Consider the following 20766-nt stretch of genomic DNA (forward strand, 5'->3'; position numbering starts at 1 on the left):
CGGCGAAGCCGCCGCCGGGTCCTGCCCGGCGGCGGTGCTCCTCCTGCTCCTGCGCGCTACTCCTGCTTCTTGCGGCGGGTGCCGAAGACGATCTCGTCCCAGCTCGGTACCGCCGCACGGCGCCCGGGGCGGACCCCGTCGGCCTCGGCCTGGCGGTCGGTGGTGCCCGTCAGGCGGTCCCGGTGGCCCGCCACCGTGCGCGGCATCAGCACATCGGCGTACGCGGCGCCCGCGCCCGCCGAGGCGGCGGGGGCCGGCGGCTCCTCCGCTTCCGGTTCGGTGTCGTCCGGGGTTTCGGTGCGGTCCGGGACCACCATGTCGCCGCGGAAGCTCGGGACCGCCTCCAGCAGGCTGGTGAGGGTGTCCCGTTCCTCTTCGGGTTCCGGCGTGGGCGCGGGCCTGCTCTCGACGCGCTCCAGCTGCCGGTCCAGGGCGCGGTCCAGCGGCCGGTCGCGCGGCAGCCGCGCGATCCTCGGAACGAAGGGGAAGCTCGGCTCCGGCGCCGCCGGCAGGTCCTCCGACTCGCCGATCAGGGAACGGGCCTCGTCGTCCACGGCTACGACCAGCCGGCGCGGCGGGTCGTAGGTCCAGCTCGCCGAGTGCGGCTCGCCCGCGACCAGGTAGACGAGCAGGACCTCCCAGGTGCCGTCGTCGCGGCGCCAGGAGTCCCACTGGACGGATTCCTTTTCGGCTCCGCGCAGGGTCAGTCGCTCCTGCACGGCCTCGCCGAGCTGCGGACCGGTGTTCTCGCCGGGACGGCGCACGGGCGTCTTGCGGGCGCGCTCGGCCATGAACGCGCGCTCGGCGAGCACCGGGCCCTCGAAGCGACGTACGCGGTCGACGGGGATGCCGGCGAGTTGAGCGACCTCCTCCGCGGAGGCACCGGCCCGTATGCGGGCCTGGATGTCGCGGGGGCGGAGGTGGCTCTCCACCTCGATCTCGATCTGGTTCAGGCGTGCGCGATCGTTGCGGACGGCGGCCCGGAGCCTCTCGTCGATCGGAAGCGTGTACTCCGTGCTGTCCGCAGCCTTGAGCACCAGTCGTGTGCCGTCATTGGAGACGGCCACGACACGCAGTTCGGGCATGGGGACCTCCCGGGTGGTGCCTGCCGACGTCACGTGCGTCGCTGCTTCCGCTAGTCGAGTGTGGCCTGCCCGGGTGCAGCCTGCCACAACCTTGCCGAGTTAAACCGGCGTGTCGGGCATGCGCCCTTGATCGCCGTTATGGCACGGTTACCTGTTGGGCACGCACAGTGACCGGATGGTTACTGTGCGCAGCAGGAGCCCGTGCAATACCGCGGCATCACCGGTCTTTGAGTGCCGTGTTCCATTCGTCGGCCCCCTCTCCCGAGTCCGGACATCCGAAAGGAAGGACGGCCCCAGGGCTCGCCACAGTACTCCATTCGGGCCACCTGGGTGGACCGCCGCGCCGCCGAACTTTACCCGGACGGCGGGAGTTGGCCTGCCCTCGATCGAGTCCGACCTGCACCCGTGGTCCGTTTTCGGGTGTCTTGCTTCACACAATCACCAGAAACGGAACTATCTGCTTCGCTCAGTGGTCGGTAACTCCTGGAAGAAGAGAAGCGCGAGGGGCACGAACACCGGGGATGGCGATGGGTCAGAAGGTGACGCGGGACGTCGAGGACGAACCGGAGGAGAAGAAGCTCGACCTGAGTGCGGCCCAGGTCGCCGGTTCCTCGCTCGCCACCGTCGCCGCGGCCCTGCTCGCCTCGAAGATGGGCGTCTACGGGACCATCCTCGGTGCCGGCGTGGTCAGCGTGGTCGCCACCGCGGGCGGGCCCGTCATCCAGCACTTCTTCCGACGTACCGGAGACCAGCTGCGGGGCGGCGCCCGGCCCAGGGCCCGTCAGGTGCCGCCGCCCCGCCGGGAGTCGACGGGCGCCGACGCCCCGGGCCCGGGCGGCCGGGGGTCCGCCACCGGGGAGTTCGGCGAAGCCACCGTGCACGGCACCCGGGTACGGGGCTGGAAGCGCACCGCGGTCGCCTCCGGCGCGGCCTTCGCCATCGCCCTCGGCGGCCTCGGCACCTACGAGGCGTTGGCCGGCACCTCCGTCAGCAGCGACGGCGCAACCCTCTTCTCCGGCGGCACCCGCACGGTGGGCCAGGACCGTCCGGCCCCGCCCCGGGACGAGCCGGGCGGCGAGGAGAAGGGCGGGCGGAGCCCCGGGTACAGGACCTCCCCGAGTCCCTCGTCGTCGCCCGGCGGCCGCAGCCCGAGCTCCGGACCCAGCCCCTCCGGCTCCGGGAACCCCGAGAGCCCCGGGGCCTCCGCGGACCCGACGCCCAGTGCCTCCCCGTCGAAGGAGGCCCCGAGCTCGTCCCCGGCCCCCACCCCGCCGGCCCCGGCGCCCAGCCCGGACGCGTCGGTGCCGACGGTGCGGCAGGGCGCGCCCTGACACCGGACCGGCTCAGTCCCCGAGGACGCGCCGCAGGTAGTCGTTGCCGAAGACCCGGTCCGGGTCGAGGCGGTCGCGCAGTGCGGTGAACTCGCCGAACCGCGGGTAGACCTCCGCGAAGTACCCCGCGTCCCGCGTGTGCACCTTGCCCCAGTGCGGACGCCCGCCGTGCGCGGTGAAGATGCGCTCGGCCGCCGTGAAGTAGGCCTGGTACGGGGTGCCCCTGTACATGTGCACCGCGATGTACGCCGTGTCGCGCCCGGAGGCCGTCGACAGCGTGATGTCGTCCGCCGGAGCCGTCCGCACCTCCACGGGGAAGCTGATCCGCAGCCCGGATCGGTCGACCATCGCCCGCAGTTCCCGCAGCGCCCCGACCACCTGCTCGCGCGGCAGGGCGTACTCCATCTCCACGAAGCGCACCCGGCGCGGACTGGTGAACACCTTGTACGGGATGTCCGTGTACGTGCGGGCCGACAGGGCGCGGCTGGCCACGCGGGCGATGGAGGGGATGGTGGCCGGGACCGCGCGGCCCAGCGAGTTGACGGCCTGGAAGAGGCCGTTGGAGAGCAACTCGTCCTCGACCCAGGCGCTCACCCGTCCGGGTGGGGCGGCGGGGCCCTGGCTCCGGTTGTTCCGCTTGGTGTTGCAGTTGCCGGTGTGCGGGAACCAGTAGAACTCGAAGTGCTCGTTCTCCGCGAAGTGCTCCTCGAACTCCGCCGTCACCCGCTCGAAGCCCATCGGCTCCTCCCGGGCGGTCAGGAAGAAGAGGGGCTCCACGGCGAAGGTGATCGCGGTGACGATGCCGAGCGCGCCGATGCCGATCCGGGCCGCCGCGAAGACCTCGGGATTCTCCTTCTCGGAGCAGGTCAGCAACCGGCCGTCGGCGGTGACCAGTTCCAGGCCGCGGATCTGGGCGGCGATGGAGGCCGAGTCGCGGCCGGTGCCGTGGGTGCCGGTGCTGGTGGCGCCGGAGACCGTCTGCTCCATGATGTCGCCCATGTTGGTGAGCGACAGGCCCTCCCGGGCCAGGGCCCGGTTCAGGTCCTTCAAGGCCGTGCCCGCCGCCACCGTGACGGTGCCCGCGGCCCGGTCGATCGACCGGATCCCGACCAGGGCCTGCGGGCGTACGAGCACCCCGTCGGTCGCGGCGGCCGCGGTGAAGGAGTGGCCGGTGCCGACCGCCTTCACCCGAAGCCCGTCCTCGGCGGCCCGACGGACCGTTTCCTGCAGTTCCCCGACCGAAGCCGGGGTCACCGTGCGGACCGGAGTGGCGGTGACGTTGCCGGCCCAGTTATGCCACGCGGTCCGTTCCGTGCTGCTCTGCCCTGCTGTCGCCGTCCCCATCGATTGCTGGTCCCTCCCCTTGCGCCGGCCTCGTCAGCCGGCGGTATCCCGCGAACGCAACCGCCGCCGCGGACACCCCCGCCGATACGGAGACGACGTACCCGGTCTGCGCACCCGCTGCGTCGACGACCCAGCCGGTCACGGAGGACCCGAGCGCGATTCCGACCGCGAGGCCGGTGCTGATCCAGGTCATGCCCTCGGTCAGCTTCGCGTGTGGCACGTGCGCCTCGATCAGGGCCATCGTGGTGATCATCGTGGGAGCGATGGCGAGGCCCGAGACGAAGAGCGCCACGGCCAGAAACGGAAGGTTCCCGGCCAGTAGGAGGGGGATCATACTCACGGCCATCGCACTGATGCCCAGTACCCAGCGAGGTTCGGCCTTGCCTTTGAAGTGCAACAGGCCGAAGACGATGCCGGCCAGGCAGGATCCGAACGCCCAGACCGCCAGGAACACCCCGCCGAGGGGCTTGTTGCCGTGCTCCTCGGCGAAGGCCAGGGTGGCCACGTCCACGGAGCCGAAGATCGCGCCGGTCGCGACGAAGGTCGCCACCAGGACCTGGAGACCGGGGGAGCGCAGCGCCGAGGACCGGTCCGTGTGCTCCTCGTGCGGATGCGGCTTCGGCTCGGTGGCGGTCAGCGCCGTCAGCCACCACACGCCCGTCAGCAGGCAGACGAGGGCGACCACCGGGCCGGCCTCGGGGAACCAGCCGGCCGAGAGCGTCGCGGCCAGCGGCGGGCCCACGATGAAGCAGAGCTCGTCGACGATGGACTCGAACGAGTAGGCCGTGTGCAGCTGGGGGGTGTCGCGGAAGAGCGCCGTCCAGCGGGCCCGGACCATCGACCCGACGCTGGGCACGCAGCCGGCGACGACGGCGAAGGCGAAGAGCGTCCAGCTCGGCCAGCCGTTCGCCGCAGCGACCAGCAGGCCGGTCACCGCGGCGGCCGCGATCAGGGTGGCGGGGCGCAACACCCGCCGCTGCCCGTGCTGGTCGACCAGCCGGGACACCTGGGGGCCCACGGCCGCGGCGGACAGGGCGATGGTGGCGGTGATGCCGCCCGCGAGGGCGTAGCTGCCGCCCAGCTCGGTGATCATCGTGAGGACACCGATGCCCACCATGGACAGCGGCATCCGTCCCAGAAGGCCGGCGGCTGTGAACCCCTTGGTGCCGGGGGTCGCGAATATCGCGCGGTAGGGACTGGGCAAGGTGGTGCCCTCCGTAAGGGACGTGGTTGGCTCACACAGGTTACGTCTGCCGACAAGGCGCCCGCACGGGGAAAATACCGACAGGAAGTTAGGGTGACCTTACCTGTCGTCCGAGGTGTGGGACGGGCCGGGTCCGTTGCCCGGGCGCCGACGCCGGGGTGGCAGGATTCGAGGCATGTCAGACCAGCTCCGTGCCCCCGACGGCGGTTCAGCCGCCCCTTACGACGCCCTCCTGCTGCTGTCCTTCGGCGGCCCCGAGGGACCCGACGACGTCGTGCCCTTCCTGGAGAACGTCACGCGCGGGCGGGGCATCCCGCGCGAGCGGCTCAAGGAGGTCGGGCAGCACTACTTCGGATTCGGCGGGGTCAGCCCGATCAACGGGCAGAACCGCGAGCTGCTGGACGCACTGCGGGGGGACTTCGCCGGGCACGGCCTGGACCTGCCGGTCTACTGGGGCAACCGCAACTGGGCCCCGTACCTGACCGACGTGCTGCGGGAGATGGCCGCCGACGGGCGCCGCCGCATCGCGGTGCTCGCGACCAGCGCGTACGCCTCGTACTCGGGCTGCCGCCAGTACCGCGAGAACCTCGCCGACGCCCTGGCCGCGCTCGCCGAGGAGGGCGTGGAGCTGCCGCGGGTCGACAAGCTGCGCCACTACTTCAACCACCCCGGCTTCGTGGAGCCCATGATCGACGGGGTGGTGGCCTCGCTCGCCGCCCTGCCCGAAGAGGTGCGCTCCGGCGCCCACCTCGCCTTCACCACCCACTCGATCCCGACCGCCGCCGCGGACACCTCCGGTCCGGTCGAGGACCACACCGGGGACGGCGAGGGCGGGGCGTACGTCAAGCAGCACCTCGACGTCGCACGGGTGATCGCGGACGAGGTCGCCGCCCGGACCGGGGTCGCGCACTCCTGGGAGCTCGTCTACCAGTCCCGCAGCGGCGCCCCGCACGTCCCGTGGCTGGAGCCGGACATCTGCGACCACCTGGAGGCCCTGCACGCCGCGGGGGCGCCCGCCGTCGTCATGGTGCCCATCGGCTTCGTCTCCGACCACATGGAAGTCCTCTACGACCTGGACACCGAGGCCACCGCGAAGGCGGCCGAGCTGGGCCTGCCCGTGCAGCGGTCCGCGACCGTCGGCGCCGATCCGCGCTTCGCCGGGGCCGTCCGGGAGCTGGTGCTGGAGCGGGCCGCCAAGGAACGCGGGGAGCCGGCCGCGGAGTGCTGGGTCGGCACGCTGGGCCAGAGTCATGACCTGTGCGCGGTGGGCTGCTGCCCGGCGCGGGGCCCCCGGCCGGCGGCCGCGGGCGTGGACAGTCCGTACGCGTAGGGAGTGGGACCGTGATCTCTGACGAGCTGAAGGCCGAACTGCTGGAAGTGGGCCTGGAGGCCGCCCGGCGGGCCGGGGCCCTGCTGCGCGACGGCCGCCCGGCCGATCTGGCGGTGGCGGCGACGAAGAGCAGCCCGATCGACGTGGTGACCGAGATGGACATCGCGGCGGAGAAGCTGATCACCGGGATCCTCGCCGAGCGGCGGCCCGAGGACGGGCTGCTGGGCGAGGAGGGCGCGGACGCCCCGGGGACGAGCGGGGTGCGCTGGATCGTCGACCCGCTGGACGGCACCGTGAACTACCTCTACGGGCTCCCGAGCTGGGGCGTGTCCATCGCGGCCGAGTACGGCGGCGAGAGCGTGGTGGGCGTCGTGGCGGCCCCGATGCGCGGGGAGACCTACCACGCGGTGCTCGGCGGCGGGGCGTGGCTGGGTACGACGCGCCTCGCCTGCCGGTCGGCGGCGCCGCTGGACCAGGCACTGCTCGGGACCGGCTTCGCTTACGTCCAGACCAGGCGGGCCCACCAGGCCGAGGTCGCGGCGCGGATCATCCCGCTGGTCCGGGACGTCCGGCGGGGCGGGTCGGCGGCGCTGGACCTGTGCGACGTGGCCGCCGGGCGGCTGGACGGGTACTACGAGCGGGGACTGAACCCGTGGGACCTGGCCGCCGGTGACCTGATCGCCCGGGAGGCCGGGGCCGTGACCGGGGGCCGTCCGGGCGAGCCGGCCTCGGGCGAGCTGACCCTGGCCGCCACCCCGGCCGTGTTCGCCTCGGTGCAACCGCTGCTGGAGGAGTACGGAGCCTGGCACGACTGACGCACGTACGACCGGGGCACGTACGACCGGGGCACGTACGACGGAAAGCACGTGGACCCCGGACGCCGCTCGGGCGTCCGGGGTCCACGTCGTGCAGGGTCGTGCAGGGTCGTGCGGTGGTCGTGCGGGAACGCGGGCCGGCCGATCGGGGGATCAGCAGGCGGGCACGGCGGCCGAGACCGGGACACCGTGTTCGGCGGCGAGGCGCTGGAGATCCTCGAGCTCCGCCAGTTCCACTTCCGCGAGGAAGTCGTCGCCCGTCTCGCGGGCGTGCCTGAGGTCCGACTGCGTGGTCCTGATGCGCTGCAGGAGACCCGCGGTGAATGCGTCCATGATGGGTTCGCCCCCTCTTCGTGGGTCGGCGGCGGAACGTGGCTTTCCGCCGTCAGGGAGTGGATGGGGTGTGATCTCGTCCTCCCCTGCACCCCGGGCCCAGAAACCTCACAAGGCCAGGGAATCCTCACTTCCGCCCCGTCAGCCCCTCCACGAGCCGCCTTACAGCCGGTTTATGGCCGAAACGGGCAGGATGGGCGACGCAATACACGTGTGCCCTTCTGGGCTCGGAGGAAGGAAACGACGTGCGCGTACTCGTCGTCGAGGACGAGCAGCTGCTCGCCGATGCGGTGGCCACCGGACTACGCCGGGAGGCCATGGCCGTGGACGTCGTGTACGACGGCGCCGCCGCCCTGGAGCGGGTCGGCGTGAACGACTACGACGTGGTCGTGCTCGACCGGGACCTCCCGCTCGTCCACGGTGACGACGTGTGCCGGAAGATCGTCGAGCTCGGCATGCCCACCCGCGTGCTGATGCTGACCGCCTCCGGCGACGTCAGTGACCGGGTGGAGGGGCTGGAGCTCGGTGCGGACGACTACCTGCCCAAGCCCTTCGCCTTCACCGAGCTGACCGCCCGCGTACGGGCACTCGGGCGGCGCACCACGGTCGCTCTGCCGCCCGTACTGGAGCGGGCCGGGATCAAGCTGGACCCGAACCGGAGGGAGGTATTCCGCGAGGGCAAGGAGGTCCAGCTGGCGCCGAAGGAGTTCGCGGTGCTGGAGGTGCTCATGCGCAGCGAGGGGACCGTCGTCTCCGCCGAGCAGCTGCTGGAGAAGGCCTGGGACGAGAACACCGACCCCTTCACCAACGTCGTACGGGTGACCGTGATGACCCTGCGCCGCAAGCTGGGCGAGCCGCCCGTCATCGTGACCGTGCCCGGCTCCGGATACCGGATCTGATGCGCATGGCAACCACCCCGGCGCCACCGGCGGCGCCACCGAAACCGACATGGGACCCCGGCCAGCCCGAGGGTCCCTTCCCGTGGCTGCGGCCGACCATCCGCATACGGCTCACGCTGCTGTACGGCGGGATGTTCCTGATCGCCGGCATCCTGTTGCTGTCGATCATCTACCTGCTGGCGGCGCAGGCACTGCGGCAGGGCAACGCGATCCCGTTCACGATCGTCCGCGGTCAGAACATCGAGGTCACCAGCACCACCTGCTCCGGTGTGAGCGGCACCAACCAGCCGTTCGAGCAGTTCACCGCGGCGATCAACCAGTGCGTCCTCGAACAGCGCCGGCACGCCCTGGACGACCTGCTGAGCCGGTCGCTGATGGCGCTCCTCGGGTTGAGCATCATCGCCTTCGCCTTCGGCTACGCGATGGCCGGCCGGGTGCTCTCGCCGCTCGGCAAGATCACCCGGACCGCCCGCCGGGTCGTGGGCTCCGACCTGACCCGGCGGATCGAGCTGGACGGGCCGGACGACGAGCTCAAGGAGCTCGCCGACACCTTCGACGACATGCTCGACCGGCTGGAGCGGGCCTTCACGGCCCAGCAGCGGTTCGTCGCGAACGCCTCGCACGAGCTGCGGACCCCGCTCGCGATCAACCGGACCCTGCTGGAGGTGCACCTCTCCGATCCGGGGGCGCCGATCGAGCTCCAGCAGCTCGGCAAGACCCTGCTCGCGACCAACGAGCGCAGCGAGCAGCTGGTCGAGGGCCTGCTGCTGCTGGCCCGCAGCGAGAACCAGATCGTCGAGCGCAAACCCGTGGACCTGGCGGAGGTCGCTTCGCGCGCCGTCGACCAGGTGCGCGGCGAGGCCGAGGCGAAGGGCGTGGAGATCCGCGGCGAGCGCGCGCCGGCCGTCGTACAGGGCAACGGGGTGCTGCTGGAGCGGATCGCCCTCAACCTGGTGCAGAACGCCGTCCGGTACAACGTGCCGGAGGGCGGCTGGGTGGAGGTGGTCACCGAGGCCCAGCACGATCAGGCGGTCCTGTTGGTATCGAACACGGGTCCCGTTGTTCCCGCGTACGAGGTGGACAACCTCTTCGAGCCCTTCAGGCGGCTGCGTACGGAGCGCACGGGCAGCGACAAGGGTGTCGGGCTGGGTCTGTCGATCGCGCGCTCCGTGGCGCGCGCACACGGCGGCAGGATCCAGGCGATGCCGCGGGAAGGCGGTGGCCTCGTGATGCGTGTCACTCTTCCCTTGTGAGAACGCGAGCCCGTGTTCGCTTTTGGCTGAATACCTGTCCTGTGAAAACAATCGGTCCTGTGTGATCGATCACAGTGGCCGGTGTCTGCCCATGTGCGTTCAGTGACCCCGTCGCGGCCGGAACGCCCGGGAAGTCCGGGTTTCCGGCCCCTCGGATGGCGGGAAATACACGGGGTGGCGTTTGTGCATGACGGCCCTCGGACCGTGTACGGTCCCGCTCGTCATCCCAGCCAATCGTCCTTCGGGCGGGGGGCTGGGTGTCGATTGAGTAACAGACCTTGATGTGAGGCAAAATCTCCGCCTCAGGTCGGGCACAAGTCCGGCCTCTCGTGCGTTACGTGCGCTGAGACACCGCTAACACCCAGAGGGGGAGAGCGAACAATGGCAACGGACTACGACACCCCGCGCAAGACCGACGATGACGTCGACAACGACAGCATCGAAGAGCTGAAGGCCCGGCGCAACGAGAAGTCGACCTCGTCCGCAGACATGGACGAATTCGACTCTGTCGAGAGCATGGAGCTTCCCGGTGCGGACCTCTCCAATGAGGAGCTGGCCGTCCGGGTCCTGCCCAAGCAGGCCGATGAGTTCACCTGCATGAGCTGCTTCCTGGTGCACCACCGCAGCCAGCTGGCACGTGAGAAGAACGGCCAGCCGATCTGTCGCGACTGCGACTGATAGGCGTCGGCCATGGCTGGCTCCACACCCTTTCGGAAGCGCCGCTTCCGGAAATCTGGTGATCCGGCGGAGACGCAGGTGGCACCCATGGATCCGGAAACGGCTCCTGGGGCTTCCGGCGGCTCCGCCAGTGCGGCGATCGCCGTGCCGTGCGACACCGCCCCGGCGGTGCCGTCGCAAGCCGATCCCGACGAGGGGTCCCGGCACGGCTCCGGGGCTCGTCGGATGCAAGCCGTCAGGAACGGCGTGCGCAAGGGCGGCGAGGGCATCAAGGACGCCACCCAGTACGTCACCGACAGGATCATCGAGAACGCCCCGCGCGTTCCGGTTCGGGACCTCGCGACGCTGCGCGCGCAGTTCCCGGGCCTCGGCCCCGAGCAGCTCGCCGAAAAGCTGGTCTCGGGCGCCTGCGCCGCCACCTCGACCGTGGGCGCGGGAATCGGCGCCGCGGCCATGCTGCCCGTGCCGCCCGCGATGCCGGCGGAACTCGCGGCCGAGATCACCGCGGTCGCGGCCATCGAGTTCAAGCTCATCGCCGAACTCCACGAGGTCTACGGCCAGCGACCGCACGGCGGCCGGGGGGAGCGCAGCCTCGCCTACCTGACCGCCTGGACGGAGGAGCGCGGGGTCGACCTGACCAAGCCGACCACGCTGAACGCGGCGCTCGGCGGGCAGATGAAGCGCGAACTGCGCCAGCAGATCATGAAGCGGATGTTCCGCAGCCTGCCGAACCTCATGCCGTTCATGGTGGGCGCCGCCGTCGGTGCGGTCATGAACCGCCGGGACACCCGCAAGCTCGCCGAGAAGGTCCGTGGTGACCTGCGGAGGCGGGCCGTGGGCTGGGAGACCCTGAGCTCCCTGCCGCCCCTGGAGCGGCCCGTACAACCCCTTCCCGAGGCCACCAGGATCGCGCTGGAGGCCGCGGATCCCTCCGCGCACGGCTGAGGTCCTCCGCCGGGGCGGTCCGCCCCGGTCGGGCCACCGGCCCCACGGGCCGGTCAGGCCGCCTGGGTCCGGGCGGCGAGCAGGGCCGCCACCAGGGCCTGCGGCTCGCGGGTGGAGACGTACAAGTACGGGGTCGGGTCGGTCGGGTCGGTGACCTCGATGCGGACCGCGGTCGGCACGTAGCTGCGCATCAACATGAAGGCGCGGGTGTCCGCCTTGTACGTGCGCCAGGCGCGCGACTCCTCGGCGTCCAGGACCTCGGGCTCGCCCAGGGCCGTCACCGGGATCCGCGCGTCACCGGCCGCCAGCGCACCGCCCACCACGCGCACGCGCGCGGAGCCGTACGAGCTCACCGCCAACCCGGCCAGCGCGGTGCCCCCGACCAGACCGGCCAGCAGCGGCAACGTGCCCAGCGGCAGCAGCATCAGCGCGCACGCGAGGCCGAGCAGTACGGCGATGCCCCACCAGGAGCGGGGGGCGGTCAGACGTTCGTCGTGGTGCGCGGTGGAGGGCTGCATGTGGTCAAGCCTGCCACGAGGCGACCGGTGGGTAGCCGCGCGGGTAAGGTCTGCGGCTGTGAGTGGACGAAACACAGGGCTGACGCCCCCGGCCGATGCCGCCGCGCCGGTCAGGCACCCCGACGCGCCCGCACCCGGCGAGCTCCTCGGTGCGCACTACGAGCACTGTTTCGGCTGCGGCGAGGGCCAACCCCACGGACTCCACCTGGAGGCCCGTGCGGGCGAGGGCGTGCGCGTCACCGCCGAGTTCACCGTCAAGCCCGCACACCAGGGCGCACCCGGTCTCGCCCACGGCGGGGTGCTCGCCACCGCGCTCGACGAGACGCTGGGTTCCCTGAACTGGCTGCTGCGCGTCATCGCGGTGACGGGGCGGCTGGAGACCGACTTCGTGCGGCCCGTGCCGGTGGACACCGTGCTGTACCTGGAGGCCGAGGTCACCGCCGTCGCCGGGCGGAAGATCTACTGCACGGCCGTCGGTCGGATAGGCGGACCGCAGGGCCCGGTCGCCGTTCGTGCCGACGCCCTCTTCATCGAGGTGAAGGTGGACCACTTCATCGACAACGGACGGCCCGAGGAGATCCAGGCGGCGATGGCCGACCCGGACCAGGTCAGGCGCGCACGCGCCTTTGAGGTGAACCCCTGATGTCCCAGAGCAACCACGATTCCCACCGGCCGGTCGACGTACTGATCCGTCGCATCGACCCGGAGGTGCCGATTCCGGCATACGGGCACCCCGGCGACGCCGGCTGCGACCTCGTCACCACCGAAGCCGCCGAGCTGGAGCCCGGCGAGCGCGCCGTCCTGCCCACCGGTGTCTCGATCGCCCTGCCCGACGGGTACGCGGCGTTCGTGCACCCGCGGTCCGGCCTGGCCGCACGCTGCGGGCTCGCGCTCGTGAATGCCCCGGGGACGGTGGATGCCGGGTACCGTGGGGAGATCAAGGTGATCGTGGTCAATCTCGACCCTCGCGAGAGCGTCCGGTTCGAGCGTTTCGACCGCATCGCCCAGCTGGTTGTCCAGCGGGTCGAGAAGGTGCGCTTCCACGAGGTGGCGGAACTTCCCGGCTCGGCCCGGGCCGAGGGGGGCTTCGGCTCCACCGGCGGGCATGCGGCCGTGGCCGGATCCGGGGCTGGTCAGCAGGGTGGGAATGGCTACGCTTCGGTCGTAACCGACCGGGAAGGACAGTGACGTGTTCGGACGTCGCAAGAAGAACGACTCCGCCCATGACGGCGGCGCGGCCGAGCAGGTCGTAGACGGCGTCGCCGAGCAGGACGACACGGGCGAGGAGAGTGCTGCCCCGCGCCGGGTGAACCTGCCGCCGGCCCCGCGGCCCGACGGCCCCTGGGACGTCTCCGAGGTGCTCGGGAACCCGGCCGACGGTCGGGTCGACCTGGGCGGCATCCTCGTACCCGGCGTCGAGGGCATGGAGCTGCGCGTCGAGGTCGCCGGTGACGCGATCGTGGCCGCGACCGTGGTCCTGGGCGACAGTGCCGTGCAGCTGCAGGCCTTCGCCGCGCCCAAGAAGGAGGGCATCTGGGGCGAGGTCCGCGAGGAGATCGCCGCGGGCATCACCCAGCAGGGCGGGATCATCGACGAGGCCCAGGGCTCGCTGGGCTGGGAGCTGCGCGCCCAGGTGCCCGTACCGCTCCCGGACGGGCAGACCGGCGCCCAGCTGGTCCGCTTCGTCGGCGTCGACGGTCCGCGCTGGTTCCTGCGCGGCGTCATCTCCGGCCAGGGCGCGGTGCGCCCCGAGTCGGCGGGTGTGCTGGAGCAGATCTTCCGGGACACCGTCGTCGTCCGCGGTGACGGCCCGATGGCCCCGCGCGACCCGATCGTCCTGAAGCTGCCGAACGACGCCCAGATGGTGCCGGACGGCGTGCAGACGGACGACCAGGAAGGCTCCCGCTTCGGCGGCGGCATGGGGCAGCTCGAACGCGGCCCGGAGATCACCGAGGTCCGCTGACCTCGGACGACCTCGGACGGCCCCCGCGCACAGGGGGGCTCGTCGTGCATTTTCGGCCGGTGGGCCCCACTCCTTCGGGGGTGGGGCCCACCGGCTTGTCCGTGCGGCCTCGGGGGCGTCCTGCACCCTGCGTCAGGGATCCGTCAGGGATCGGCGCCGGGGCACGGATCGGTGCGTGCGCGGTGTGGACGTCCCGGAGAATGGGGCGCATGGGACGCGGCAAGCTCAGGATCTACCTCGGCGCGGCACCCGGTGTGGGCAAGACCTACGCGATGCTCTCCGAGGGCCATCGCCGGGTGGAGCGGGGCGCGGACTGCGTCGTCGGCTTCGTCGAGCACCACGGCCGGCCGCGGACGGAGGTCATGCTCCACGGCCTCGAACAGGTCGAGCGCAAGCCCCTGTCCTACCGGGGCGCCGCCTTCACCGAGATGGACGTGGACGCCCTCCTCGCCCGCAGGCCCGCCATAGCGCTGGTGGACGAGCTCGCGCACACCAACGTGCCCGGCTCGCGCAACGCCAAGCGCTGGCAGGACGTGGAAGAGCTGCTGCGGGCCGGCATCGACGTCGTGTCCACCGTGAACATCCAGCACCTGGAGTCGCTCGGGGACGTGGTCGAGTCGATCACCGGGGTGCGGCAGCGGGAGACCGTGCCGGACGAGGTGGTCCGCCGGGCCGACCAGGTCGAGCTGGTCGACATGTCCCCGCAGGCACTGCGCCGGCGCATGGCCCACGGGAACATATACAAGCCCGAGAAGGTCGACGCGGCCCTGTCGAACTACTTCCGGCCCGGCAACCTCACCGCGCTGCGCGAACTGGCGCTGCTGTGGGTGGCCGACCGCGCGGACGAGTACCTCCAGCAGTACCGGGGCGAGCACGACATCCGCTCGACCTGGCAGGCGCGGGAGCGGATCGTCGTCGGGCTCACCGGCGGGCCGGAGGGGCGCACGCTCATCCGGCGCGCTTCGCGGATGGCCGCCAAGGGCTCGGGCAGCGAGATCCTGGCCGTCTACATCGCCCGCAGCGACGGGTTGACCGCCGCCTCGCCGAAGGAGCTCGCGGTCCAGCGGACCCTGGTCGAAGACCTGGGCGGAACGTTTCACCATGTGATCGGCGACAACGTCCCCGACGCCCTGCTCGCCTTCGCGCGCGGGGTCAACGCCACCCAGATCGTGCTCGGCTCCAGCCGCCGCCGCTCGTGGCAGTACGTCTTCGGCCCCGGCGTCGGCGCGACCGTCGCCCGCGATTCCGGGCCCGACCTCGACGTGCACATCGTCACGCACGAACACGTGGCCAAGGGGCGCGGCCTGCCCGTGGTCCCCTCGGCGGCCCGGCTCGGGCGGCCCCGGATCATCGCCGGCTGGGTGGTGGGGACGGTCCTGCCCGTACTGCTGTGCCTGCTGCTCACGCACGTCGACGCGGACCTCGGCCTCGCCAACGACATGCTGCTCTTCCTGGCACTGACGGTGGCGGCCGCGTTGCTCGGCGGGCTCTGGCCGGCCCTGGCCTCCGCCGCCCTCGGCTCGCTGCTGCTGAACTACTTCTTCGCGCCGCCCCTGCACCGCCTCACGATCTCCGACCCCAAGAACATCGTCGCCATCGCCGTCTTCTTCGGGGTCGCCGTCTCGGTGGCCTCGGTCGTGGACCTGGCCGCCCGCCGCACCCACCAGGCGGCCCGGCTGCGCGCCGAGTCCGAGATCCTCTCCTTCCTCGCCGGCAGCGTGCTGCGCGGCGAGACCACCCTGGACGCGCTGCTGGAGCGGGTGCGCGAGACCTTCGCCATGGAGTCCGTGGCCCTGCTGGAACGGGCGAACGACCTGGAGCCCTGGAAACCGGCCGGCAGCGTCGGCCCCGACCCCGTCGCCCGGCCCGAGGATGCCGACGTGGACATGCCCATCGGGGACCACATGGCACTGGCCCTGTCCGGCCGGGTGCTGCCCGCCGACGACCGCCGGGTGCTCGGCGCCTTCGCGGCGCAGGCGGCCGTGGTCCTGGACCGCCAGCGGCTGGTCGGCGAGGCCGAGGAGGCCCGCCGGATGGCCGAGGGCAACCGGATCCGCACCGCGCTGCTGGCCGCCGTCAGCCATGACCTCCGCACGCCGCTGGCCTCCATCAAGGCCTCCGTGACCTCCCTGCGCTCCGCCGACGTGGAGTGGAGCGAGGAGGACCGGGCCGAGCTCCTCGAAGGCATCGAGGACGGCGCCGACCGCCTCGACCACCTGGTCGGCAACCTGCTCGACATGTCCCGGCTGCAGACCGGCACCGTCACCCCGCTGATCCGCGAGATCGACCTCGATGAGGTGGTCCCGATGGCGCTGGGCGGCGTACCGGAGGACAGCGTGCTGCTGGACGTGCCCGAGGCGCTGCCGATGGTGGCGGTGGACCCGGGGCTGCTGGAGCGGACCGTGGCCAACGTCGTGGAGAACGCCGTCAAGTACAGCCCGGCGGGGGAGCCCGTCCTGGTCGCGGCCAGCTGCCTGGGCGACCGGGTCGAGGTCCGCGTCGTCGACCGCGGGCGGGGCGTGCCGGACGAGGCCAAGGACCGGATCTTCGCCCCCTTCCAGCGGTACGGGGACGCCCCGCGCGGGGCCGGCGTGGGCCTCGGGCTCGCCGTCGCCCGCGGGTTCGCCGAGGCCATGGACGGGACCCTGACGGCCGAGGACACCCCCGGGGGCGGGCTGACGATGGTGCTCACATTGCGCGCGGTGGGCGGCGGCGGGACGCCGGAGCGTGCCACGGTGGGTGCGGGCACCTTCGCCGGGGCCGGGGCCGGGGCCGGGGCCGGTGCTGAGGCGGGCGCGGGCTCGACGGCGGAACCGGCGGAACCGGCTGAACCGGCTGAGCCGGCTGAGCCGGTGGAACAGATCGAACTTGATCACGACCGTGATCGGATGACGCGACAGAAGGCAGGACCTCAATGACCCGGGTGCTCGTGGTGGAAGACGAGCCGCAGATCGTCCGAGCGCTTGTGATCAACCTGAAGGCGCGCAGATACGAGGTCGACGCCGCGGCCGACGGCGCGAGCGCACTGGAGCTCGCGGCCGCCCGCCACCCCGACGTGGTCGTGCTCGACCTCGGACTGCCCGACATGGACGGGGTCGAGGTGATCAAGGGCCTGCGCGGCTGGACCCGGGTACCGATCCTGGTCCTCTCCGCGCGGCACAGCTCCGACGAGAAGGTCGAGGCCCTGGACGCGGGCGCCGACGACTACGTCACCAAGCCCTTCGGCATGGACGAGCTGCTGGCGCGGCTGCGCGCCGCCGTCCGCCGGGCCGAGCCGGCCGCGGGCTCCGGCGAGGACGAGGTGATCGTGGAGACGGACGGCTTCACGGTGGACCTGGCCGCCAAGAAGGCCGTGCGCGAGGGCCGCGACGTACGGCTGACGCCCACCGAGTGGCACCTGCTGGAGGTCCTGGTCCGCAACAGCGGCAAGCTGGTCAGCCAGAAGCAGTTGCTCCAGGAGGTCTGGGGGCCCTCGTACGGCACCGAGACGAATTACCTGCGGGTCTACATGGCCCAACTGCGGCGCAAACTGGAGGCGGACCCCTCGCATCCGCGGCACTTCATCACCGAGCCGGGCATGGGCTACCGCTTCGAGCGGTAGGGGGCGCGCCGGTACGCTTCCTTTATGAGTGCTGAACCGCGTCCCGAGAAGTCCGCGAAGCCGGCCAGGCCTGCGGGCCGGTTCCGCCGGATGATTGAGCGGCTGTCCACCTCCCAGGAGGAGCTGCATTCGGCGGAGCTGCAGGAGGACGCAGAAGCCGCGGGGTGCACGCGGATCTGCGACTGCCACGACCGTCAGATAGTCAAGGTGACCGGAACCCTGCGTACGGTCACCCTGCGGCCGCGCGCAGGCGTTCCCGCCCTGGAGGCCGAGCTCTTCGACGGCTCGGCCGCGCTGGACGTGGTCTGGCTCGGGCGTCGCTCGATCGTGGGAATCGAGCCCGGCAGACGCATGATCGCCTCGGGGCGCATCTCCATGACCCACGGCCGTCGGGTGCTCTTCAACCCGAAGTACGAACTCCGCCCGCTCGGACAGGAGCACTGACCGGTGACGTCACTCGACAAACCGACCACCCCGGATTCGACGGGGCCGCGCCATGCCGCCACCCCTTCCGCCGACCAGAAGGCCGTGACCCAGGCGGCGCTCTTCGATGCCTTCGGCGGTATCCGGGGCACCGTGGAGACGATGCTGCCCGGGCTGCTCTTCGTCATGATCTACACGATCAACAAGGACGTGAAGTCGTCGGCCATCGCGGCCGGCGCGGTCGCGGTCCTGCTGGTGATCGTGCGGCTGCTGCGCAGGGACACGGTCAAGCACGCCTTCAGCGGGGTCTTCGGCGTGGGTGTGGGCGTGGCCTTCGCCCTGTTCACGGGCGACGCGAAGGGTTTCTACCTGCCGGGCATGATCTACGGCGTCGGCCTCGGCGTGGCCTTCACGATCTCGGCGCTGGTGGGCTTCCCGCTGCTCGGCGTGATCCTGGGCCCGGTGTTCAAGGAGAACCTCTCCTGGCGCACCCGCAACCCCGGGCGCAAGAAGGCGTACGTCAAGGCCAGCCTGGCCTGGGGCCTGATCTTCCTCGCCAAGTACGCGATCCTCTTCCCGCTGTACTGGTGGGGTGACGCGACGCAGCTGGGCTGGGTACTGATCGCGCTGAAGCTCCCGCCGATGGTGCTGGCCGTGTACTTCACCTGGGTTTTCCTGGCGAAGGCGCCGCCGCCGATCGACGTGATCGCGGAGTGGGAGGCCAAGGAGGCGGCGGAGGCCGCCGCCAAGGGGCCGAAGGCCTGACGGCCCGTAGTCGACGAAGGGGTGGGACCGGCCCGGGAGGCCGGTCCCACCCCTTCGTGCTGCCGCGCTCGCGCGCGCATCTGCGGGGTGCGGGGACGGGCTCGGACGGCCGCCCGCCCACGACGCGCTGCTGGCCGGCCCCTGATCCCGGCGGCCCCGGTCCTGCGGGCACCGGGGCGGGCCCGCAGGACGGACGGCCCGGGCGGCCGCCCGGGCGGCGATCCCGGCGGCCGGTGAGCAGCCGCATCCGCGGGCGGCGGGATCGCGGCAGGACCGAAGGCCTGCGGCACGCAGGGCCGGGCGTGCGGTGTGCCGCGGGCTCCAGCGTGCGCGGGCGCCAGCGTGCGGCGGGCCCCAGGGTGCCGCGGGCGCCAGGGTGCGGTGGGCCTTAGCGTGCGGCGGGCCTTAGCGTGTCGCGGGCCCCAGCGTGCCGTGGACGGCCGCAGGAGCGCCGCCCGGCCGCCCGCCGGGCGGGGCGGCCCCTGGTACAGGTCGAGTCCCAGTGGCCGGAGGCCTTGGCAGGCTGCCTCCCGGCCTCCCGGCCTCTCCGGCCCGGACCGCCGCGGGAGCGAGGGTCCGCGGTTGCAGCGTCGAGGCGCAGGGACTCCGAGGCCGTCCCTTCAGGACCTTGCCTGACCCGCGCCGCCCGGCCCCGAACCTCACCTCCCGGACTCCGTCTGGGGGACCCCAGGTCGTCGGGGCGCCCGGGGCTCTCCCAGCGGTAGCTGGGAGCCGAGGCGCCGGCCCCGGCAGCCGGGAAGCCCGAAGGGGGCGCGCCCCGCAGGGCGCGCCCCCTTCGTCGTCAAGCGTGCCCGCAGGGCTAGCGGCGGGCCTGGAGGAGGTCCTCCAGCTGTTCCTCGCGGGCCTGGGCGGCCACGAAGAGCAGCTCGTCGCCCGGCTCCAGGGTCTCTTCCCCGTGCGGGGTGAGGACCCGGTTGCCCCGGATGATCGTGACCAGCGAGGTGTCCTCGGGCCAGGTGATGTCGCTGATCTGGGTGCCCGCGACCGAGGAGTCGGCCGGCAGGGTCAGCTCGACGAGGTTGGCGTCACCGTGGCTGAAGCGCAGCAGCCGGACCAGGTCGCCGACGCTCACGGCCTCCTCGACCAGGGCCGACATCAGGCGCGGCGTGGAGACGGCGACGTCGACGCCCCAGGACTCGTTGAAGAGCCACTCGTTCTTCGGGTTGTTGACGCGGGCCACCACGCGCGGCACCCCGTACTCGGTCTTGGCGAGCAGTGAGACGACGAGGTTGACCTTGTCGTCACCGGTGGCCGCGATGACCACGTTGCAGCGCTGCAGCGCCGCCTCGTCCAGCGAGGTGATCTCGCAGGCGTCGGCCAGCAGCCATTCGGCCTGCGGCACCCGCTCGACCGAGATGGCGGTCGGGGCCTTGTCGACCAGGAGCACCTCGTGGCCGTTCTCCAGCAGTTCGCCCGCGATGGACCGACCCACCGCGCCCGCACCGGCGATCGCGACCCTCATGCGTGTGCCTCCTCAGGCCCCTCGGCGAACGCCGCCTCGACCTTGTCGATCTCGTCCGTGCGCATCATCACGTGGACGAGGTCGCCCTCTTGCAGGACCGTCGCCGACGTGGGCAGCATCGCTTCGCCCAGGCGGGTGAGGAACGCCACGCGGACGCCCGTCTCGTCCTGGAGCTTGCTGACCTTGTGGCCGATCCAGGCGGCGGAGGTGTGCACCTCGGCGAGCTGCACCCCGCCGCTCGGGTCGCGCCACAGCGGCTCGGCGCCCGAGGGCAGCAGCCGGCGCAGCATCTGGTCGGCGGTCCACCGCACGGTGGCGACGGTGGGGATGCCGAGGCGCTGGTAGACCTCGGCGCGCTTGGGGTCGTAGATGCGGGCCGCGACGTTCTCGACGCCGAACATCTCACGGGCCACGCGGGCAGCGATGATGTTGGAATTGTCACCACTGCTGACGGCGGCGAAGGCGCCCGCGTCCTCGATTCCCGCCTCCCTCAGGGTGTCCTGGTCGAAGCCGACCCCGGTGACGCGGCGGCCGCCGAATCCGGCGCCGAGCCGGCGGAATGCGGTGGGGTCCTGGTCGACGACGGCGACCGTATGCCCCTGCTGTTCCAGGGTTTGCGCGAGGGCGGAGCCCACCCTTCCGCAACCCATGATGACGATGTGCACGGCCGTCCTTCCGGCTGTCAGCGACTCGCTGGTTCCCAGCCTCATTGCATGCTCTGGTTTAACAGGGTCTCAGACCATGGCCCAAGCTACACACGGGCGGTCACCGATGGGGTCTCTTGCGTCGCAGTCGT

General features: G+C 72.0%; 21 protein-coding genes. 14 read left to right on the top strand and 7 right to left on the bottom strand.

Translation table 11 applies throughout. The features are described 5' to 3' along the window. Positions 1-56: 56 nt before the first annotated feature. Positions 57-1085, bottom strand: a complete 1029-nt coding sequence (sepH, locus tag OG594_RS32375) for a septation protein SepH (protein WP_266605821.1) — start codon at positions 1083-1085, stop codon at positions 57-59. 527 nt (positions 1086-1612) lie between these two features. Here sepH and OG594_RS32380 point away from each other — a divergent pair. Continuing rightward, entirely contained in the window at positions 1613-2416 is an 804-nt protein-coding gene (locus tag OG594_RS32380) for a hypothetical protein (protein WP_266605823.1), read from the top strand. Between the two features lie 12 nt (positions 2417-2428). Here the strand turns inward: OG594_RS32380 and OG594_RS32385 are convergent, their stop codons facing one another. Beyond that, on the bottom strand, positions 2429-3760 hold the full coding sequence (locus OG594_RS32385) for a D-arabinono-1,4-lactone oxidase (protein ID WP_266605825.1): 1332 nt from the start codon (positions 3758-3760) through the stop codon (positions 2429-2431). Beyond that, the gene (locus OG594_RS32390; RefSeq protein WP_266605827.1) at positions 3708-4964 is read right to left on the bottom strand and encodes an MFS transporter; all 1257 of its coding nucleotides are present in this window, start codon (positions 4962-4964) and stop codon (positions 3708-3710) included. The genes OG594_RS32385 and OG594_RS32390 overlap by 53 nt, the downstream gene beginning before the upstream one ends. A gap of 175 nt (positions 4965-5139) precedes the next feature. On the opposite strand from OG594_RS32390, the gene OG594_RS32395 reads away from it, so the two are divergent. Together OG594_RS32395 and OG594_RS32400 are read left to right on the top strand one after the other, a co-directional pair. Next, positions 5140-6294: a ferrochelatase gene (locus OG594_RS32395; protein WP_266605829.1), complete on the top strand. Its 1155-nt coding sequence runs from the start codon at positions 5140-5142 to the stop codon at positions 6292-6294. A gap of 14 nt (positions 6295-6308) precedes the next feature. Next, on the top strand, positions 6309-7109 hold the full coding sequence (locus OG594_RS32400; RefSeq protein WP_266606664.1) for an inositol monophosphatase family protein: 801 nt from the start codon (positions 6309-6311) through the stop codon (positions 7107-7109). A 153-nt stretch (positions 7110-7262) separates the two neighbouring features. On the opposite strand, the gene OG594_RS32405 is transcribed toward OG594_RS32400, so the two are convergent. Beyond that, a complete protein-coding gene (locus tag OG594_RS32405; RefSeq protein WP_030008766.1) occupies positions 7263-7442 on the bottom strand; it encodes a hypothetical protein in 180 nt (59 codons plus the stop codon). A gap of 245 nt (positions 7443-7687) precedes the next feature. Here OG594_RS32405 and OG594_RS32410 point away from each other — a divergent pair, with 245 nt between their 5' ends. The 4 genes from OG594_RS32410 (at position 7688) to OG594_RS32425 (ending at position 11217) form a co-directional block, all read left to right on the top strand. Then, a complete protein-coding gene (locus tag OG594_RS32410; protein WP_030008767.1) occupies positions 7688-8341 on the top strand; it encodes a response regulator transcription factor in 654 nt (217 codons plus the stop codon). A gap of 5 nt (positions 8342-8346) precedes the next feature. After that, positions 8347-9594, top strand: a complete 1248-nt coding sequence (locus OG594_RS32415) for a HAMP domain-containing sensor histidine kinase (protein WP_266605832.1) — start codon at positions 8347-8349, stop codon at positions 9592-9594. Positions 9595-9975: 381 nt separating this feature from the next. Then, entirely contained in the window at positions 9976-10272 is a 297-nt protein-coding gene (locus OG594_RS32420) for a DUF4193 domain-containing protein (protein WP_030008769.1), read from the top strand. Between the two features lie 12 nt (positions 10273-10284). Then, positions 10285-11217 (top strand): hypothetical protein, encoded by a 933-nt coding sequence (locus OG594_RS32425; protein WP_266605834.1) that lies wholly within the window; start codon positions 10285-10287, stop codon positions 11215-11217. A gap of 53 nt (positions 11218-11270) precedes the next feature. On the opposite strand, the gene OG594_RS32430 is transcribed toward OG594_RS32425, so the two are convergent. After that, positions 11271-11735: a DUF3093 domain-containing protein gene (locus OG594_RS32430; RefSeq protein ID WP_266605836.1), complete on the bottom strand. Its 465-nt coding sequence runs from the start codon at positions 11733-11735 to the stop codon at positions 11271-11273. 58 nt (positions 11736-11793) lie between these two features. On the opposite strand from OG594_RS32430, the gene OG594_RS32435 reads away from it, so the two are divergent. From OG594_RS32435 to OG594_RS32465, 7 genes are all read left to right on the top strand, one after another. Further along, positions 11794-12378: a PaaI family thioesterase gene (locus OG594_RS32435; RefSeq protein ID WP_266605838.1), complete on the top strand. Its 585-nt coding sequence runs from the start codon at positions 11794-11796 to the stop codon at positions 12376-12378. Continuing rightward, entirely contained in the window at positions 12378-12923 is a 546-nt protein-coding gene (gene dut, locus OG594_RS32440) for a dUTP diphosphatase (protein WP_266605840.1), read from the top strand. Before OG594_RS32435 ends, dut begins: the two co-directional genes overlap by 1 nt. A gap of 1 nt (position 12924) precedes the next feature. Beyond that, a complete protein-coding gene (locus OG594_RS32445; RefSeq protein WP_266605842.1) occupies positions 12925-13698 on the top strand; it encodes a DUF3710 domain-containing protein in 774 nt (257 codons plus the stop codon). A gap of 209 nt (positions 13699-13907) precedes the next feature. Beyond that, complete coding sequence (locus OG594_RS32450) at positions 13908-16616, top strand: sensor histidine kinase KdpD (protein ID WP_266605844.1); 2709 nt, start codon at positions 13908-13910, stop codon at positions 16614-16616. Then, positions 16613-17299: a response regulator gene (locus OG594_RS32455; protein WP_266605846.1), complete on the top strand. Its 687-nt coding sequence runs from the start codon at positions 16613-16615 to the stop codon at positions 17297-17299. The genes OG594_RS32450 and OG594_RS32455 overlap by 4 nt, the downstream gene beginning before the upstream one ends. A gap of 24 nt (positions 17300-17323) precedes the next feature. Next, on the top strand, positions 17324-17743 hold the full coding sequence (locus tag OG594_RS32460) for an OB-fold nucleic acid binding domain-containing protein (RefSeq protein ID WP_094744607.1): 420 nt from the start codon (positions 17324-17326) through the stop codon (positions 17741-17743). 3 nt (positions 17744-17746) lie between these two features. After that, positions 17747-18487 carry a DUF3159 domain-containing protein gene (locus tag OG594_RS32465; protein ID WP_266605849.1) on the top strand — a complete coding sequence of 247 codons (741 nt, stop codon included), beginning with the start codon at positions 17747-17749 and terminating at the stop codon, positions 18485-18487. Positions 18488-19307: 820 nt separating this feature from the next. Here the strand turns inward: OG594_RS32465 and OG594_RS32470 are convergent. Both OG594_RS32470 and OG594_RS32475 read right to left on the bottom strand, forming a co-directional pair. Then, positions 19308-19970, bottom strand: a complete 663-nt coding sequence (locus OG594_RS32470; protein WP_266605851.1) for a TrkA family potassium uptake protein — start codon at positions 19968-19970, stop codon at positions 19308-19310. Further along, a complete protein-coding gene (locus OG594_RS32475) occupies positions 19967-20635 on the bottom strand; it encodes a TrkA family potassium uptake protein (RefSeq protein WP_030016272.1) in 669 nt (222 codons plus the stop codon). The genes OG594_RS32470 and OG594_RS32475 overlap by 4 nt, the downstream gene beginning before the upstream one ends. Positions 20636-20766 lie beyond the last annotated feature (131 nt).

Source organism: Streptomyces sp. NBC_01214, assembly GCF_026340975.1.
In the GTDB taxonomy this organism is placed as follows: Bacteria; Actinomycetota; Actinomycetes; order Streptomycetales; family Streptomycetaceae; genus Streptomyces.

Bases quoted from the DNA above. Each gene is read 5' to 3' on its own strand.
- OG594_RS32415 (WP_266605832.1), top strand. From the start codon at position 8,347: ATGGCAACCACCCCGGCGCCACCGGCGGCGCCACCGAAACCGACATGG.
- OG594_RS32420 (WP_030008769.1), top strand. From the start codon at position 9,976: ATGGCAACGGACTACGACACCCCGCGCAAGACCGACGATGACGTCGAC.
- dut (WP_266605840.1), top strand. From the start codon at position 12,378: ATGTCCCAGAGCAACCACGATTCCCACCGGCCGGTCGACGTACTGATC.
- OG594_RS32455 (WP_266605846.1), top strand. From the start codon at position 16,613: ATGACCCGGGTGCTCGTGGTGGAAGACGAGCCGCAGATCGTCCGAGCG.
- OG594_RS32460 (WP_094744607.1), top strand. From the start codon at position 17,324: ATGAGTGCTGAACCGCGTCCCGAGAAGTCCGCGAAGCCGGCCAGGCCT.
- OG594_RS32425 (WP_266605834.1), top strand. From the start codon at position 10,285: ATGGCTGGCTCCACACCCTTTCGGAAGCGCCGCTTCCGGAAATCTGGT.
- OG594_RS32430 (WP_266605836.1), bottom strand. From the start codon at position 11,735: ATGCAGCCCTCCACCGCGCACCACGACGAACGTCTGACCGCCCCCCGC.
- OG594_RS32380 (WP_266605823.1), top strand. From the start codon at position 1,613: ATGGGTCAGAAGGTGACGCGGGACGTCGAGGACGAACCGGAGGAGAAG.
- OG594_RS32385 (WP_266605825.1), bottom strand. From the start codon at position 3,760: ATGGGGACGGCGACAGCAGGGCAGAGCAGCACGGAACGGACCGCGTGG.
- OG594_RS32450 (WP_266605844.1), top strand. From the start codon at position 13,908: ATGGGACGCGGCAAGCTCAGGATCTACCTCGGCGCGGCACCCGGTGTG.
- sepH (WP_266605821.1), bottom strand. From the start codon at position 1,085: ATGCCCGAACTGCGTGTCGTGGCCGTCTCCAATGACGGCACACGACTG.
- OG594_RS32470 (WP_266605851.1), bottom strand. From the start codon at position 19,970: ATGAGGGTCGCGATCGCCGGTGCGGGCGCGGTGGGTCGGTCCATCGCG.
- OG594_RS32405 (WP_030008766.1), bottom strand. From the start codon at position 7,442: ATGGACGCATTCACCGCGGGTCTCCTGCAGCGCATCAGGACCACGCAG.
- OG594_RS32395 (WP_266605829.1), top strand. From the start codon at position 5,140: ATGTCAGACCAGCTCCGTGCCCCCGACGGCGGTTCAGCCGCCCCTTAC.